Origin of the sequence: Christiangramia sp. OXR-203 (genome assembly GCF_034372165.1) — a bacterium.
Lineage (GTDB): Bacteria > Bacteroidota > Bacteroidia > Flavobacteriales > Flavobacteriaceae > Christiangramia.
The window spans coordinates 631,425-648,198 of the sequence record NZ_CP139698.1 but is presented as its reverse complement, the minus strand read 5'-3'; the positions used below and the strand labels follow the sequence as shown (position 1 = coordinate 648,198).

Annotated in this window: 19 protein-coding genes; 9 read left to right on the top strand and 10 right to left on the bottom strand. The window is 38.7% G+C overall.

The features are described 5' to 3' along the window. Positions 1-11 precede the first annotated feature (11 nt). Positions 12-617 (top strand): ribosome biogenesis GTP-binding protein YihA/YsxC, encoded by a 606-nt coding sequence (yihA, locus tag T8I65_RS02995; protein ID WP_322301972.1) that lies wholly within the window; start codon positions 12-14, stop codon positions 615-617. Continuing rightward, the gene (locus tag T8I65_RS02990; protein WP_322301971.1) at positions 618-1,325 is read left to right on the top strand and encodes a hypothetical protein; all 708 of its coding nucleotides are present in this window, start codon (positions 618-620) and stop codon (positions 1,323-1,325) included. It abuts the gene before it with no gap. On the opposite strand, the gene T8I65_RS02985 is transcribed toward T8I65_RS02990, so the two are convergent. The 3 genes from T8I65_RS02985 to gldB are packed head-to-tail and all read right to left on the bottom strand — an operon-like array spanning position 1,322 to position 2,979. Then, entirely contained in the window at positions 1,322-1,681 is a 360-nt protein-coding gene (locus tag T8I65_RS02985) for a GTPase (RefSeq protein WP_322301970.1), read from the bottom strand. The two genes, T8I65_RS02990 and T8I65_RS02985, sit on opposite strands and share 4 nt — an antisense overlap. Then, entirely contained in the window at positions 1,682-2,020 is a 339-nt protein-coding gene (gene gldC, locus T8I65_RS02980) for a gliding motility protein GldC (protein WP_322301969.1), read from the bottom strand. Continuing rightward, positions 2,020-2,979, bottom strand: coding sequence for a gliding motility lipoprotein GldB (gldB, locus tag T8I65_RS02975; protein WP_322301968.1), 960 nt, complete (start codon positions 2,977-2,979; stop codon positions 2,020-2,022). The genes gldC and gldB overlap by 1 nt, the downstream gene beginning before the upstream one ends. Before the next feature lie 106 nt (positions 2,980-3,085). Between gldB and nadE the strand changes: the two genes are divergently transcribed. Then, complete coding sequence (nadE, locus tag T8I65_RS02970; RefSeq protein WP_322301967.1) at positions 3,086-3,877, top strand: NAD(+) synthase; 792 nt, start codon at positions 3,086-3,088, stop codon at positions 3,875-3,877. A gap of 115 nt (positions 3,878-3,992) precedes the next feature. Then, on the top strand, positions 3,993-4,631 hold the full coding sequence (locus T8I65_RS02965; RefSeq protein WP_141876873.1) for a response regulator: 639 nt from the start codon (positions 3,993-3,995) through the stop codon (positions 4,629-4,631). Here T8I65_RS02965 and dnaG read toward each other — a convergent pair. The 4 genes from dnaG to T8I65_RS02945 all read right to left on the bottom strand — a co-directional run bounded on the left by dnaG (position 4,624) and on the right by T8I65_RS02945 (position 9,095). Further along, positions 4,624-6,582 carry a DNA primase gene (dnaG, locus tag T8I65_RS02960; protein ID WP_322301966.1) on the bottom strand — a complete coding sequence of 653 codons (1,959 nt, stop codon included), beginning with the start codon at positions 6,580-6,582 and terminating at the stop codon, positions 4,624-4,626. The two genes, T8I65_RS02965 and dnaG, sit on opposite strands and share 8 nt — an antisense overlap. 114 nt (positions 6,583-6,696) lie before the next feature. Then, positions 6,697-7,725 (bottom strand): hypothetical protein, encoded by a 1,029-nt coding sequence (locus T8I65_RS02955; protein WP_322301965.1) that lies wholly within the window; start codon positions 7,723-7,725, stop codon positions 6,697-6,699. A gap of 49 nt (positions 7,726-7,774) precedes the next feature. Next, complete coding sequence (locus T8I65_RS02950; RefSeq protein WP_322301964.1) at positions 7,775-8,545, bottom strand: hypothetical protein; 771 nt, start codon at positions 8,543-8,545, stop codon at positions 7,775-7,777. Beyond that, positions 8,532-9,095, bottom strand: coding sequence for an RNA polymerase sigma factor (locus tag T8I65_RS02945; protein ID WP_322301963.1), 564 nt, complete (start codon positions 9,093-9,095; stop codon positions 8,532-8,534). The genes T8I65_RS02950 and T8I65_RS02945 overlap by 14 nt, the downstream gene beginning before the upstream one ends. Positions 9,096-9,214: 119 nt before the next feature. On the opposite strand from T8I65_RS02945, the gene rluF reads away from it, so the two are divergent. The 4 genes from rluF to T8I65_RS02925 all read left to right on the top strand — a co-directional run bounded on the left by rluF (position 9,215) and on the right by T8I65_RS02925 (position 11,992). Beyond that, positions 9,215-10,006, top strand: coding sequence for a 23S rRNA pseudouridine(2604) synthase RluF (rluF, locus tag T8I65_RS02940; protein WP_322301962.1), 792 nt, complete (start codon positions 9,215-9,217; stop codon positions 10,004-10,006). 102 nt (positions 10,007-10,108) lie between these two features. Then, on the top strand, positions 10,109-10,531 hold the full coding sequence (locus T8I65_RS02935) for a VOC family protein (protein ID WP_322301961.1): 423 nt from the start codon (positions 10,109-10,111) through the stop codon (positions 10,529-10,531). A gap of 27 nt (positions 10,532-10,558) precedes the next feature. Next, positions 10,559-11,578 carry an AI-2E family transporter gene (locus T8I65_RS02930; RefSeq protein ID WP_322301960.1) on the top strand — a complete coding sequence of 340 codons (1,020 nt, stop codon included), beginning with the start codon at positions 10,559-10,561 and terminating at the stop codon, positions 11,576-11,578. A 15-nt stretch (positions 11,579-11,593) separates the two neighbouring features. After that, a complete protein-coding gene (locus tag T8I65_RS02925) occupies positions 11,594-11,992 on the top strand; it encodes a YkvA family protein (protein ID WP_298525424.1) in 399 nt (132 codons plus the stop codon). 29 nt (positions 11,993-12,021) lie between these two features. On the opposite strand, the gene T8I65_RS02920 is transcribed toward T8I65_RS02925, so the two are convergent. The 3 genes from T8I65_RS02920 to argS form a co-directional block, all read right to left on the bottom strand. Continuing rightward, positions 12,022-12,927 (bottom strand): bifunctional 5,10-methylenetetrahydrofolate dehydrogenase/5,10-methenyltetrahydrofolate cyclohydrolase, encoded by a 906-nt coding sequence (locus T8I65_RS02920; RefSeq protein ID WP_322301959.1) that lies wholly within the window; start codon positions 12,925-12,927, stop codon positions 12,022-12,024. Positions 12,928-12,962: 35 nt separating this feature from the next. Then, the gene (ffh, locus tag T8I65_RS02915; protein ID WP_295178098.1) at positions 12,963-14,291 is read right to left on the bottom strand and encodes a signal recognition particle protein; all 1,329 of its coding nucleotides are present in this window, start codon (positions 14,289-14,291) and stop codon (positions 12,963-12,965) included. A 113-nt stretch (positions 14,292-14,404) separates the two neighbouring features. Beyond that, entirely contained in the window at positions 14,405-16,183 is a 1,779-nt protein-coding gene (gene argS / locus T8I65_RS02910; protein ID WP_322301958.1) for an arginine--tRNA ligase, read from the bottom strand. Between the two features lie 112 nt (positions 16,184-16,295). Here argS and T8I65_RS02905 point away from each other — a divergent pair, with 112 nt between their 5' ends. Beyond that, complete coding sequence (locus T8I65_RS02905; RefSeq protein ID WP_298525658.1) at positions 16,296-16,721, top strand: hypothetical protein; 426 nt, start codon at positions 16,296-16,298, stop codon at positions 16,719-16,721. The last annotated feature ends 53 nt before the right edge of the window (positions 16,722-16,774 follow it).

Here is a 16,774-nt window from a genome sequence, read left to right as displayed (position 1 = left end):
AATCTTTTATTATGAAGATCAAAACTGCAGAATTCGTTATAAGCAATTCCAAAGTTGATCATTGTCCAAACAGCTCCCTGCCGGAATATGCATTCATTGGCCGTAGTAATGTTGGAAAATCGTCACTTATCAATATGATTACGGGCAGAAAGGCTCTGGCAAAAACTTCAGCGAAACCTGGAAAAACCCAGTTGATCAATCATTTTTTGATCAATAAGAACTGGCACCTGGTGGATCTACCGGGATATGGTTATGCGCAGGTTTCAAAATCTACTAAAAAAGTATTTCAGAAATTCATCACCGCATATTTCGAGCAACGTAAACAAATGGTGTGCGCATTTGTTCTTATTGATTCAAGACATTCCCCTCAACCTATAGATATGGAGTTTATGCAGTGGATGGGAGAAAACGCGATCCCATTCTGTATCATTTTCACTAAAGCTGATAAGCTTAAACCGAAGGTTCTTGACAAGCATATTGCTAACTATAAGGCTGAAATGCTGGAAACCTGGGAAGAGATGCCGGAATTTTTTATTACTTCAGCATCTGCAGGTTTAGGAAAAGATGAAGTACTGGATTATATTGAAAGTATCAATGAACAGTTGAATAATAAATAGATGTCAGGAAACATTTGCAACATTGCATTAATTCTTGGTATTGCTCTTATTAACTATAGCTGCAGTGTCTACAAAGTTCCTTCGACCAATTACTACCTCGATAAAAATGGGAATTCTATTTCTCAAGAAGCCTTTGATGCAAAATTGATTTCTGGTGATGGGGATTTCGCATTATGGAAATATGCTGCTCGAGATAGCAGCATGGTTATTAGATTCAGTCATCCTGTTTACGAAACCTACAACATCAATTACCGGCAGTTTAAGGAATCCATGACTATTCTGACCGGCAATACATATACTGCTAAAACCACCTTCATTTTACACTACACCTTCAAAGATGATTATTGCACTAATCAAGCACCAAATGAATGGAATTCTCAGCGAGTTGGTAATAGTTATCGATACATATCCAGACACATAAAACAATTAGAAAAAGAGTATCCTCAAGTTAAATATTCCAGTCATTTCGAAAATGGCATCAAGCTACCTGAACTCAAAGAAAAGCAGTCTGAATTTATATTTAAGGATCAGTATGATTTCTTGAGAAAAAAAATATTTAGGAACCCAAGCTTATGTGGTTCATACGCTATAATAAAACCGAATGGAGAAATGCTCATTCGAAACGGAGAATATGGATTGCAGGGAATATTAGAACATCTTAAGCCAACAAACTGGTCACAATTTTTTCCAGAAAATCAGAAAAATTAGGTTCTTTGCTTAATTCTCGAAATAAGCTCCTCAACCTCCGTTATTTCCGTCATTTCTGAAGTTGACACTAAGACTTCCAGACCTTTCTGGTTCTGCGCGAGAATGATAGGAAATTCAAACTTATGTCCGAATTTTGAAGCATAGCTTTTCAAAAACTCATCTCTGTGCAAGAATTCCATATCAAGATCTCCATTTTTACGAAAGTCCCTCCAAGCCTTCTTTTCATCAAAAGCACCGTAAGTAAGTTTGCATAAATTACAATCGTAGGACTCGGGATCCACAATCTTTTGAAATGCTCCAATTAGCGATTTCAGCTTCCCCGAGTCGGCATTATAAACAAAGATCAGTTTTTCCAATTAGCTCTTCTTGATTTCGGTTTTTTCAGCAAAATAATCGCAGAAATCTTTCATGGTATCACGCATTTTATCATCCTGTGTAGCGCGATAATATGTGTCACTCATAGAAACTAATGTCTGATGAAAGAATTTTTTCATCTCATCTACCGGCATTTCCTTGGTCCAAAGGTCGATTCTTAAAGTTTCCTGATCTTTACTGTCCCATACAGAAAGCATTAGTGCTTTTGCATCTTCTTTATAAACATTCCCATCTTCAGCACTCCAGGTGATATTCTCAGGCACGTGATTATCGTCTGTTACAACTTCTATATTGATCTCAGATTTTTTAAATTCTGGCATTATTTCTTCGGTTTAAAATTGGCTTTATTGAAAATTTCTTCAGCAAATGTATTTAGCATTCTGTCCAGAGATACGTCGTTCTTTTCCATGTATGCTTTCACGATTCTAAGGCCAATATATTGACCTAATCTGGCTGGACTTTCAGCATCCAGCTGAAGATAGAATTTTGAAAATGGTGCAGGAAAGAGAAAACGTGTCTGCAACTGGTTATCTGTATCGTAAATTAGTTCATTCTCTACAAAGTATCTCCAGATCTGAGATTCATTGCTTTCCGCGAAGTCAAATTCTTCTTCAGTATAACCTATTCTTCTTGCAGGGTCAAGCATTGGCAATAGCTTTTCCTTCAAATACTGGATCTTGCCGTAATACACCATATGACTTAAAAAAGTGCGGGAATCTGGACGTGGAACGTATTTTTTTGAAATCTCTTCCGCAGCATCTACTACGATCTGATCTTTTTTAAAGTTCTTTTTCAAATATTCCTGAAGACCGGTATAAAACTGGTGCTCTGTACCTAAATACGTATCGAGAGAGACAAATAAATAATCTCCCGTATAAATTATTTTGTTCTTATAATCTACTTCGGAAGTTACCGTGATCACCACAGGTACTTCAAACTCCGGAAAGTAGTATTTCATATGCTGAAAAAGTGCATATAATTCATCCTCCTGGTTCGAGAAATCTGAAAACTCATCTTCTACAGCCTGATTGATCTCCAGCTGAAGGGTATCAGATAACTTATCTATCCAAACCGAATCTGGAAACTGCTCAGGAAAGAGAAATGGATATTTCTGTTTTAATTTAGGTAACTGCTGAGGCTTTGTACTGGCAAATTCCTGTTCAAATCTTATGACTTCCATATCCACAGCGATCTTATCGATCTTCTCTTCGGTTTCTGACTGATTATTACAGGAAAACACCGAAATAATCGTAATTAAGAATAGGATCTTTTTCAGCATAACTGGCAATTAGGAAGGCTTTAACGCAGCCATCTTTTAAAAATTGGCTTTTAGTGTTAGATTTGTGAGGCAAAGGTATTACTTACTAATTAAATCACCCAACATTATGCAAACCGAAAAAGTCGCTGATCATATCATAAACTGGTTAAAAGAATACGCTACAAAAGCGAATATGAATGGGTTTGTAGTTGGAGTGAGTGGTGGTATAGATTCTGCAGTAACCTCAACGCTTTGCGCAAAAACCGGAATGCCTACATTGTGTCTGGAAATGCCGATTCACCAGGCGAGCAGCCAAGTTACCCGCGCCAGAAAACACATTAGCGAACTGGAACATAATTTTGCGAACGTTAGTAATCTTGAAGTAAATCTCACCCCGGTATTTGAACAATTTAAATCTGCCATGCCCCAGGAAAGACAATCTGCTTCTTTGGATCTTACATTAGCAAATTCAAGAGCCAGACTTCGTATGTCTACTCTTTATTATTTCGCTGGATTACATGGATACCTTGTTGCAGGCACCGGAAATAAAGTGGAAGACTTTGGAGTTGGATTCTACACAAAGTATGGTGATGGCGGTGTTGATCTTAGTCCGATTGCAGATCTTATGAAAAGTGAAGTCTATGCGCTGGGAAAACACCTCAACATCATCGATGATATTATGACGGCAGCTCCAACCGACGGACTTTTTGGTGACAGCCGAAGTGATGAAGATCAATTAGGAGCATCGTATGATGAACTTGAATGGGCCATGAATCAAAAAGAAGCTGGAAAAACTTCTTCAGATTTTGAAGGCAGGCAGCGTGAAGTCTTTCAGATCTATTCCCGTTTGAATGCTGCAAACACACATAAGATGGTACCAATACCGGTTTGTGACATACCCGTTCATCTGCTGAAATAATCATCTTGTCGAATATGTGTAGCTGATTTCCCATATCAGGGGTCAAAGCAGTATTTTTAAGTTAAAGAAACCAAACTCAACGAGTTACCCCCGGACTTGTTTTTAACTTAGAATCATGTATCGAGTATTAATTGCAGACCATCATCCAATAATCTTTGAAGGGATCAAATGCGTACTTCAGAACAATCCGGCACTACAGGTTACAGGCAGAGTAAGCAGTGGCACCCAATTGTTCAGTCAGTTAGAAAAGAACGCTCCCGATGTTTTGATCGTGGAACTGGATCTTCCCCAAATCAATGGTATCAACGCTATTAGAAGGATCAAACAGGAATTTCCCGAGGTAAAAACACTTATTTTCAGTTCACATCCAGAAGAAATGTATGCCTTGAGCGCCATTAAAGCTGGAGCCGCAGGTTATATTTCCAAACATACAGATAGTGAGACTCTGGAGAAGGCAATCTACCAGGTTGCAAGAGGTGGAATCTACTTAAATCGCAAGATCACGGAGAAACTAAATTCTGGTATCACCAGAGGTAAGAGTTTGATTACAAAATTCAAGAAGCTTTCTACCCGCGAAACTGAAGTATTAAATTTGCTTTCTTCCGGAAAAAGAAATAAGGATATTGCTGAAGCGCTTGACATAAACGAAAAGACAGTTAGCACCTACAAAACCAGGTTGCTGAAAAAACTAAAAGTGGATAATGTTGCAGATCTTATCACGCAATCCAGATTATTACAACTAAACACTACATAACCCTTCCCAGGCGGTCTGAAAGAATCGTACTCAAACTGGTATAGCTCATGATCTCCTGGATCTTTTCTGTACGCTCTTCTTCTGAAGATACTTCACGTATTTCTTCCATAAGTTCGTTGATCTTCCGACCAACCAAAAACCTACGTAATGATAATATGGTCTGGGTAACAAATTGTGCAACTCCCTGAGTTTTGCTTTTTACAGGAATATCATGCCGCTCCCAATCATGAAGTTCATATTGCTCGTCTTCCATTAGGATATCTGTAAGTTCAACAGCCTGAGATTTCTCAAGGTCATTGATAATCATTTCCACTCCAAATTCATCTTCAGAATTTAGTCTTTCTATAAGAAGTGAAAATAGTTCTCTGAAGTCTTTATTGGTAAATTCAATTTCATCATCCTGAAGATCCAGGTAAATTTTTTCGAATACCTTGGCCTCCTGCACCTCAGATTCATAAACCGGATCGCCCTGGTCATTATGTTTCAAAATAACATCGTGAAATTCACCTTCCTGCCTTCCGTAGAGAACAAGGAGACTAATGATTTTTCTCTCAAGAATATAAAGCTGATCTACTTTTTTGACTGGAGCAGCTTCTTCATTACGAACAACCTGCATGGTTTTTTTCTCAGCCCTTGCCGGAGTTTTACCGTCTTTTTTTTCTAATTGAGCTAAGGTTGCAAACAGAACGTCTTCAGAAATATCCATGATCCGGGAGCATTCCTGTAAATAAACTTCCTTCTGAATATTATCAGGAATTTTCGCAATACTCTGTACCATATCCCGAATAAGATCGGCCTTCTTTACGGGATCATTTTTGGCTTCATCCATAAGCAGGGAAGCCTTATACGTAATGAAGTCGTAAGAGTTTTCCTTTAGAAACTCCTCCAGTTCTGCTTCAGAATTCGAGCGGGCAAAACTATCTGGATCCTCACCCTCAGGGAATGGACAAACCTTTACGTTCATGCCCTGTTCCAGAATTAGATCAATCCCTCGCATAGAAGCCCTGGTTCCGGCGGCATCACCATCAAATAACACCGTGATATTTTTGGTTAACCTGTTGATCAACCTGATCTGTTCTGAAGTTAGAGCCGTTCCGGAAGAGGATACCGTATTTTCTATACCGCTTTGATGGAATTGTATGACATCGGTATACCCTTCAACGAGGTAACAATTATCTTCTTTAGCAATAGACTGCTTGGCGTGGTAGATCCCGTAAAGAACTTTACTCTTATGGTAAATATCGCTTTCCGGAGAGTTGAGGTATTTAGCTGCTTTTTTCGTGTTCCCAAGGATCCTTCCTCCAAAGCCAAGAACCCGTCCAGACATTGATTGAATTGGAAACATGACTCTTCCTTTAAAACGGTCAAATGTCTTCTCATCCCTAACAATACTGAGACCTGTTTTTTCTAGAAATTCCAGTTTATAACCATCACCTAGCGCATTCTTCGTGAAAGCATCCCATTCATCTGGAGAATATCCCAGATCAAACTTTTTAATAGTTTCAGAAGTAAAGCCACGTTCCTTAAAGTAGCTTAATCCTACGGCCTGACCTTCATCGGTCTTATGCATTTGCGCCTGAAAATATTTACTGGCATATTCTGAAACCAGGTACATACTTTCGCGTTCATCGGCCTGCTCCTTCTGCTCATCTGTCTGCTGCGTCTCCTCTATTTCAATTCCGTATTTTTTCGCGAGATATTTGATCGCTTCAGGGTAATTGAAGTGTTCATGCTCCATCAAAAAAGCAACCACATTACCGCCCTTTCCGCTACTAAAATCTTTCCAGATCTGTTTCACCGGGGAAACCATAAAACTTGGTGAACGCTCATCTGTAAAGGGACTAAGCCCTTTCAAATTACTACCCGACTTCTTTAATTGTACAAAATCCCCAATCACCTCCTCTACACGGGCGGTTTCAAACACGTTATCTATGGTGGTTCTGGAGATCAAATTTTCACAACTATTTAATGGAAAAATACAAAATGAAAAGGCTTCAAAAAAGTAAGGGCTTCAAAAGCGATTACATACTTTTGAAGCCCTGCAAAACTAAACTATATTGGCTAATTAATCAAGGTCGAAACGAATTCCAAGAGAGACATTATTCAACTCTGGGTTTGGATCTTCAAAGATCGGGTTAAGATCATATTTTGCATAGAGCGAGGTATTTCCCCATCCTACATACGCGCTCAATCCATATATAAAATCGTTCGTGTTATAATCAGATTTCAATTTTTCCTTGGTTCTGTCACCATCCTCTTTATATTTCAGTTTCTGCCTTTCACCTAAACTGAAACCGGTATATCCTCCAAGACCAACCTTGAACTTTTTATAAGTTGAAAACGTATAGCCACCATCATTTTCAATTTTCTTTGATGGTCCAAATTCAAAATGCACCGGAATAACCAAGTTATCCATTCTAAATTTTGACTTGTTCAGGTCATATTCAAATTCTTGCAATTCTGTAATTCCATTATTATCAACCAGGAATCTATTATCTGTAGGTTTGAGTCCGTTGAACTGAAAAGAAACTCCGTATTTAAGTCTTAACCAGTTCGATTCCTCAAAAACTCTTGTTCTCCAAACCCAACCAATTTCGAAAAACCGACTACCGCCTATCTTAAAATCTGAATCATTGAGAGACTGTCCATCTAATAGAGCATTATTGAATCCTGCAGCAATCATTAATGTAGAAGTAGTTCTTTCATCCTCATAATTGGGATCTTCTTTATCGTCCTCATCCTTCCAGGAAAACACAAATGTTTTGTCGCTTTCAACTTTAGACTCCTCGTTTCTTTCCAGAAGTGCGATCTTATTATCAAGGATAGCCAAACGATTTTCGATGTTCAGCGCATGTTTTTTAGCGGCTTCCTCTTTCAGCTCATCAGCTTCCTGCATGGAAATTTCTTCATTGTCCAGCCGCTCATTGATGGCTTCTACTTCTGCCTTTAGCTCTTCCTTTTCCTGTTTGATTATGTTTTCTCGCTGTTTCTTTAGAACTTCGATCTTGTTTCCGTTGGTGATCTCTACAGTTTGTGCGTCACATGGACTAAAGCTGAGAATGCATAAAGCGAATGTAATTAGTAATGATTTCATGATGTTTGGTTTTTAGGAATTGATTGATGAATGACCCTGATAGGGATAATTATTTTTCTTCTGAATGATCAAGTTTGTTCGACACCGCCACCGCAGCTTTCTGGTAGCCTGTTTTAACGATCTCAAAAACCTTTTCTTTAAATGATTCGTACACTTCAGCTTCAACATCGGCCAGTAAAGCATCTGCTGAAATTTCACTCGATTTTTGCATATTTTCATTTTCTATAGTTGCAATGGCTCTGTTGAGCAGTGCTTCCACTTCAGTATCGCTCACATCTCCGTTTTGAGACTCTAGCCTGGAAACCTCAGCCAATACTTTATTAACCTCTTCGGAAATTTTCAATTCCTGAAAACTAGCCGGTGTTGCAGTTTTTAAAGGCTCCCTGTTAATTATTTCCTCTACTTCAACTGATGCGATCTGCTCTTTATTGTTTAACGTAGATCTTGAATCTTCGGAAGCTGCCTTCTGAATATATTGCGATTTTGATTGCGGCTGAGCCTGGGATTCTTCAGTTTTTTGCTGTTCTGCCACTTGCACGGGATTCTCGAATTCTTCGGCTGCATTTTCAGAAGGACTCTGAATTTCCGGAGTATTCACTATATTGCTTTCAACACTTCTATTCATATTCAGGTAAATGATTCCGCAGAGAGCAAGCACAAAAATTGCAGCTATTGATGAAATCCACCATTTATTATTCTTTCCCGAGCTTTCCTTTTTATCTAACTGTTCATTAAGTTTATCCCAACTTCCAGCTGATGGACTAATCTCCCGGCTATCCAGTTTTTCCCTGATATGTTCTTCAAATTTAATTGGCGCCATAACTAGATGTATTATTAGATTTAATTTTTTGCTGAAGCATCTTTCGAGCTTTAAACAGCTGGGATTTTGAGGTCCCTTCGGTTATCCCAAGCATCTTAGCAATTTCACTATGCTTGTATCCTTCTACGGCATACATTACAAATACCGCCTTATAACCTTCTGGCAAACTATCTATAAGCGATTGTATGTCTGCCACGTCCATTTCAGAATTTATATTATTTGCCACTTCATGACCAAATTCGTCATCTTCCTGAAACTGTAGTTCTTTGAACTGCCTTAAAAAGCTAATGCTTTCTCTTACCATGATCTTTCGAATCCAACCTTCAAAACTACCTTCATCCTTGAAAGTATCCAGGTGAGCGAACACTTTCATAAAACCTTTCAGCATTGTATCCTCTGCATGATGCAGATCCTTTATATACTGCCGGCAAACACTTAACATTTTTGGAGCGTGCTTTTCATAGATCTGCTTCTGGGCATCCCTGTTACCTGCACTCGCTCTTTTAATGAGAGAGGATTCGTTTTTAAAAAGCTGTATTACTTTTACCATTTTCAAAAGGCCTTCTATTTATATAGACGAGAGAAAGTTACGAAAGGTTGCCTGAGCTTTTAAAGATTTTATTTTTTTTCAAATTCCGGCGTCCCGATTGTATCTATTATCTTTGTGACATGGCAGAAGAAGTTCGAATTAATAAGTATTTGAGTCAGTTAGGATATTGTTCCCGAAGAGAGGCAGACAAATTAATTGACCAGGGTCGCATCACGATAAATGACGTAGTTCCAGAAATGGGAACTAAAGTAAAACCGGGCGATGTGGTAAAAGTAAACGGAGAACCTGTTTCCAAAGCCGAATTAAAAGAACCTAATGTTTATATCGCTTTCAATAAACCTGTAGGTATCGTTTGCACTACAGACACAAGAGTCGAGAAAGACAATATTGTTGACTATATCAATTATCCAAAGCGAATATTCCCTATCGGCCGTTTAGATAAACCTAGTGAGGGTCTTATCTTTCTTACCAATGACGGTGATATCGTGAATAAGATCTTGCGAGCACGTAATAATCACGAAAAAGAATATGTAGTTTCCGTCAACAAACCGGTTACATCAGATTTTATAAAGAAAATGTCTTCCGGCATACCTATCCTGGATACCGTAACTCGTGAATGCGAAGTGGAAAAACTTGGCAAATACACTTTCAAGATCATTCTTACACAAGGTCTGAACCGACAAATTCGTAGAATGTGTGAATATTTAGACTACGAGGTGACATCTTTAAAAAGAGTTCGAATCATGAATGTGTCCCTGGATATTCCGGTGGGTGAATGGCGTGATCTTACGAAGGAAGAGCTTGATACTATAAATGGTCTTACTGGCGAATCTACCAAAACTGAAGAGGGCTCTCTTCTTGACGATATTCAAATTGGGAAGAAAAAGCGTCCCAGAATTTCCAAATCTTAACACAGAATTAGGCTGTTTCGTGTATTAATATTGGTAGTTCTTGTTAATTTTAGATCATGAACCTTTTGCGTTCACGATTTTGAACCAACCAATCTTAATTTTATGAAAGTACAGCCATTTCATTTAGCGATCCCAGTATCTGATCTGGAGTCCTGTAGAAAATTTTACAAAGAAACTTTAGGTTGTGGCGAAGGCCGTAGTAGTGATCACTGGGTGGATTTCAATTTTTTTGGGCACCAGTTGGTAATACATTACCAGGACCCACAAGAAACTGCCAGTTCGACTTCCAATCCTGTAGATGGAAAGGCTGTTCCAGTACCTCATTTTGGGGTAGTATTGCAATGGGAGGTTTTTCATGAATTTGCTGGTCTTCTAAAACGAAAAAATGTTGATTTCGTCATAGAGCCTTATATCAGGTTCGAAGGCAAACCAGGCGAACAGGCTACTATGTTCTTTAAAGATCCTTGCGGAAATGCGTTGGAGTTCAAGGCATTCAAGGATATGAGTCAGTTGTTCGCGAGTTAATAACCTTATTCATCACCAACCAACCAAATGGATAAACTGAAACCGTCACTTGTACGGCAAATTTTTGTATTACTATTAATACTGTTTCTTTCAGTATTGATCTTCAAGGAGGTCGTTCCCTACCTATCTGGGGTTCTAGGTGCGGTTACACTTTACGTACTTATGAAAGGTTGGCAAAGAAAACTGGTGCTTCGAGGTTGGAAACCAGCTTTAGCAGCTACGCTTTTAATGACCGGAAGTATCATTGGCATTTTAGTCCCAGTTACTCTAATTGCAATTATGCTTACCAGTAAAATAGGTAAAGCCGTTGCAAATTCTGAACGGGTTCTTAGTGCTCTTAAAGATCAACTAAATATAGCTGAAGAATATATTGGATATAACATTAGCGAGAGTATAGATACTTCAGCAATTACCGGGTGGCTTTCTTCCAACCTTCAGAATCTTGCCGGCGGAACATTTGACGCCTTTATTGCGATTGGGATCATGTATTTCATGCTGTACTACATGCTTATGAATCAGAAGTCAATGAGACATTCCCTAATCGAATATATCCCGTTAGGAAAGGATAATATTCGGGTGATTGGCGACGAAAGTGATCAATTGGTTAGAAGTAACGCTTTGGGAATTCCACTGGTAGCCATCGTGCAGGGTGTAATAGCACTTATAGGTTACTTGATATTTGGGGTTCCAGATCCTTTCTTCTGGTTTGTGATTACTGCGATTGGCTCGATGATACCCTTTATAGGAACTGCCATAGGAGTACTGCCCGCAGTTATTCTTTTATTCGCACAGGGAAATGACTTCCAGGCAATAGCTCTACTTATTTACGGACTAGTCGTTGTAGGCTCAACCGATAATATTATACGGCTTTATGTACTTGAGAAACTGGCAAGTGTTCATCCATTGATTACGCTTTTTGGGGTGATCGTGGGAGTACCGCTATTTGGATTTATAGGATTGATATTTGGACCATTACTGGTATCCTTGTTTTTATTAATTCTGAAGATCTACAAGAAAGAGTATGGGAATGCTCACCACCGATTATAACTAAAAGAAAAAACTATGTTTGGAAACCTAAAGAAAAAAATAGACGAAGATTACTTTAAAACTGAAGTAACAAAGATCGACGACAATGATGTAAGCATCGCTATGGATAGCCAGGATAAAGTTGATGATAAGATCAACAATTCGGGGTTATTACAGAAATATAGCGAGCTAGCGAAGTTAATGTATGGGATGCTAAAAGACTATAGAATAGGTGTTTACAACAAGGTGCCTTGGTTCACAATTGCTACTGTCGCATTCTCTTTTCTTTATATTTTGAATCCACTTGATATTATACCAGATTTTATTCCAGGTCTGGGATATATTGATGATATGGCAATCTTTACTTTTGGATTGAGATTTATAGAGTCTGATCTTCATAATTATCTCGACTGGAAAATTGAGAAGGAAGCTTAAAAAAAAGAGGGAATTAAATTCCCTTTTTTTTATCGTTCTAACAACTTAATATCTGCTCTTTTTTTATGTCTCTCCCTTGCAAGAAGTGTATTTTTAAGTAACATTGAAACCGTCATAGGCCCTACTCCACCAGGAACCGGTGTGATATATGAAGCTCTTTTGCTCACGTTTTCAAAATCTACATCTCCCTTGATGACATAACCTTTTTCAGTATTATCATCTGGTACTCTGGTAATTCCAACATCAATAATAACAGCATCGTCTTTGATCATTTCAGCCTTAAGAAAATCTGGAATTCCTACTGCGATGATAACGATATCTGCCTGAGACGTTACCTGCGTAATATTCTTTGTAAACTCATGAGTTAAGGTTACCGTGGAATTACCGGGAAAACCACTACGACCCATCAGGATACTCATAGGTCTGCCTACGATATAACTTCTTCCTATCACCACTGTATGTTTCCCTTTAGTAGGAATATCATAACGCTCCAGAAGTTCCAGTATTCCAAACGGTGTTGCAGGAATAAAGGTGGTCATATCCAGTGCCATTTTTCCGAAGTTCGTAGGGTGAAATCCATCTACGTCTTTATCTGGATCAACTGCATTCAATACCTTTTGAGTGTCAATTTGTGGTGGCAAAGGAAGCTGAACTATGAACCCATCAATATCATCATTGTCGTTCAATTCCTGGATCTTGTCCAGCAGCTCGATCTCGCTTACAGTATGCGGCATTCTGTAAAGTGAGGATTGAAATCCTACTCTTTCACAGGCCTTTACTTTACTGTTCACATATGTTAAACTTGCTCCATCCTTTCCTACGATGATCGCAGCAAGATGTGGTACTTTTTCTCCACGAGATTTTAGTTTGGTAACTTCAGCAGCGATCTCATTTTTGATATCGCTACTCACCTGTTTACCATCGAGTATTGTCATTGTGTGTTGTGTTTGCGTTGTATTAAAAAAGGGAATTAATTCATTCCCTTCATCATTTGCATCATTTTTCGGCCTCCGCCACCTTGCATCATCTTCATCATTTTACCCATTTGATTAAATTGCTTGAGTAATTGATTTACTTCCTGTACTGTTGTACCAGAACCTTTAGCAATTCTTTTCTTACGACTGGCGTTGATAACTTTAGGCTCACTTCTTTCCAACGGAGTCATTGAGTGAATGATCGCTTCAATTCCCTTGAATGCATCATCATCAATGTCAACATCCTTCAGCATTTTTCCAGCTCCTGGTATCATTCCCAAAAGATCTTTCATGGATCCCATTTTTTTGATCTGCTGAAGTTGATTCAGAAAATCATCAAAACCGAACTTATTTTTAGCAATTTTCTTCTGAAGTTTTCTAGCTTCTTCTTCATCATACTGCTCCTGAGCTCTTTCCACAAGCGAAACAACATCCCCCATTCCAAGGATCCTGTCTGCCATACGCGAAGGATAAAAAATATCGATCGCATCCATTTTTTCACCGGTACCAATAAATTTGATTGGCTTGTTTACAACAGATTTAATGGAGATTGCCGCACCACCACGTGTATCACCATCCAGTTTAGTAAGGATAACACCATCAAAATTAAGGCGCTCGTTGAATGTTTTGGCCGTATTGACCGCATCCTGACCCGTCATGGAATCCACTACGAATAATGTTTCCTGAGGCTGGATCGCTTTGTGAATATTGGAAATCTCGGTCATCATCGCTTCATCTACAGCAAGGCGACCCGCGGTATCAATGATCACTACATTATGACCATTCTCTTTAGCATAGGCGATTGCCGCTTTAGAGATCGCCACCGGATCCTGATTTCCTTCATCTGAAAATACCTCCACTCCAATCTGTTCTCCAACAACATGCAGCTGATTGATCGCGGCCGGACGATAAACATCACAGGCTACCAATAGAGGTTTCTTAGTTTTTTTATTTTTAAGGAAATTTGCGAGTTTACCGGAAAAAGTGGTCTTACCACTACCCTGTAAACCAGACATAAGAATAATAGATGGATCCCCGCTTAAATTAATTCCTTCCGCTTCACCACCCATTAACTGGGTCAACTCATCTTTTACGAGTTTCACCATTAACTGGCCTGGTTTTAACGTCTTTAGTACATCCTGACCCATCGCCTTTTCCTTCACCGTACTGGTAAATTCCTTGGCAATCTTATAGTTAACATCGGCATCAACTAAAGCACGTCGAACCTCTTTAAGGCTTTCCGCAACATTTATTTCAGTGATCTGCCCGTGTCCTTTAAGGACGTGAAAGGCACTATCTAACTTATCGCTTAAATTATCAAACATAATTTTTCCTGTGGTTTTATTCTCCTGCTGACTGGCAGCGAATTGCAAATTTAATGATTTGAAGCTGAAGTATAAAGTCCATCTTCTTAAATATCGCTACTACACGATCACCATTACATACGTTCCGGCACTTCGATTCCAAGTAGCTTAAAAGCCGATTTGATGACGCTGGCTACAGTTCCTGAAAGTTGTACTCTGAACACCTTTTCAGCTTCATCATCAATACCAAGTATCTGTACATTTTGATAGAATGAATTGAAGGATTTCACCAGTTCATACGTATAATTGGCAATTAGCGCTGGTGAGTGATTATCTGCCGCCAGTGCAATGGTTTCCGGGAATAACTGTAATTGTTTGATCAACTCCTTCTCTTTCTCATGAAATTTAAAATCTTCGGAAAGCGACGCGGTAGTATCAAAATCTGCTTTTCTAAGGATCGACTGAATTCTCGCATAGGTATACTGAATAAAAGGTCCCGTATTACCCTGGAAATCTACAGATTCTTCAGGATTAAAAAGAATTCTTTTTCGAGGATCCACCTTCAGAATATAATATTTAAGGGCTCCAAGACCTATGATTCTATAAAGCTCTTCTTTTTCTGAATCTGAATAACCATCAAGTTTCCCAAGGTCTTCAGAAATAGTACGAGCCGTTTCGGTCATTTCCTTGATAAGATCATCTGCATCTACGACAGTTCCTTCACGGCTTTTCATTTTACCACTAGGAAGATCCACCATTCCGTAACTTAAATGATAAAGCGCATCTGCCCAATCGTAGCCTAATTTTTTCAGAATAAGGAACAATACTTTGAAATGATATTCCTGTTCGTTTCCTACTGTGTATACCATTTGATTGATATCGAAATCGGCAAATCTCTGGATCGCAGTTCCAATATCCTGCGTCATATAAACTGCAGTTCCATCACTTCGAAGTACGATCTTCTCATCCAGGCCTTCATCGCTTAGATCGATCCAAACACTGCCATCAGGCTTTTGATAGAAAACTCCATCCTTCAGACCTTTCATGACATTATCCTTACCTAAAAGGTAGGTTTCACTTTCATAGTAATTCTTATCGAAATCGACTCCGAGAGAATCATAGGTTTTTTCAAAACCATCATAAACCCATTGGTTCATGGTAGACCATAACTTTACAACCTCGGGATCGTTCGCCTCCCAGTTACGTAACATTTGCTGAGCTTCAACAAAAATCGGAGCTTCCGCCTTTGCTTCTTCTTCAGATTTCCCCTGTTTCTTAAGTTCAGCGATCTCTTTTTTATATTCCTGATCAAATTTTACATAATAATTCCCAACGAGTTTATCACCTTTCAAACAGGCAGATTCTGGTGTTTCTTCATTTCCAAATTTCTGCCATGCCACCATAGACTTACAAATATGTATTCCACGGTCATTGATCACCTGTACTTTGTGGACAGTATTTCCCGCAGCCTTCAAGATTTCGGCTACAGAAAAACCTAAGAGATTATTTCGAATATGACCAAGGTGTAAGGGTTTGTTGGTGTTCGGGGAACTATATTCAATCATGATCCCACTGGCATCACTTTGGGGCAACAACACTCCAAAATCTGATCGATCTTTGATTTGATTAAAGAAATTAATATAGTAAGCATCGCTTATTACGATATTAAGAAATCCTTTTACTACATTATAATCTGCTACTTCAGTTACCTCTTCTTTTAAATAGCTACCAATGTTTTCTGCCAGCTGAGCCGGATTGGTCTTGATTTGTTTCAGCATTGGGAATACAACTAAAGTGATGTCTCCTTCAAAATCCTTGCGTGTTGGCTGGAACTCAATGGTTGGAGCTTCCACCTCGTAATGTTTGGTAACTGCTTCATTAACTTTTGCTGCAAGAATTTGTTCTATGGTCATTTTCAACGCTTTTATGCCTGTTTTGTATTCTATTAAGTGCGCAAAGATAAAAAGAATTGAAGTTCCGGTCGCCAGCCTTTTAGCGCAAATCCTTATATTTAGGAAAAAAGAAATGCTAATTAATATCTCTTACAATCGTCCTGCGATCTCAGAAAAGATTAGTGCTGAAGTAGGAAAACCATTTACGCTAATGGAACGGGTCAAACTTCGTGGCTCAGGATCTCCAAAATTACAGATAACTTCCTCCAGTATAGAAATCTACAACCTGCTCATTTTAGATAATAATGCCAATGTTTGCAATGTTGAAATGAGAGGCAACGGGATTATCGTAATGTTTAGATCACTACTTGAAACTTACGCTCTCGTGATTCCTTATTACAAATTAAATCTATATAAAGGAAAAGCTGATGAATATAGTATTTACAGGGATCATCATTTCATCAAGGTCAAGGCAGACAAGCCCGGTATTCATAAGTTCTTCCAGAAAATTATCAACTACAAGACCGACAATGCTCCTACGCAGATCGATGACTTATAAATGTGTAATTCCAAGCGAATTTCGAAACAATTCCTTAACCTAAAATTGATTTC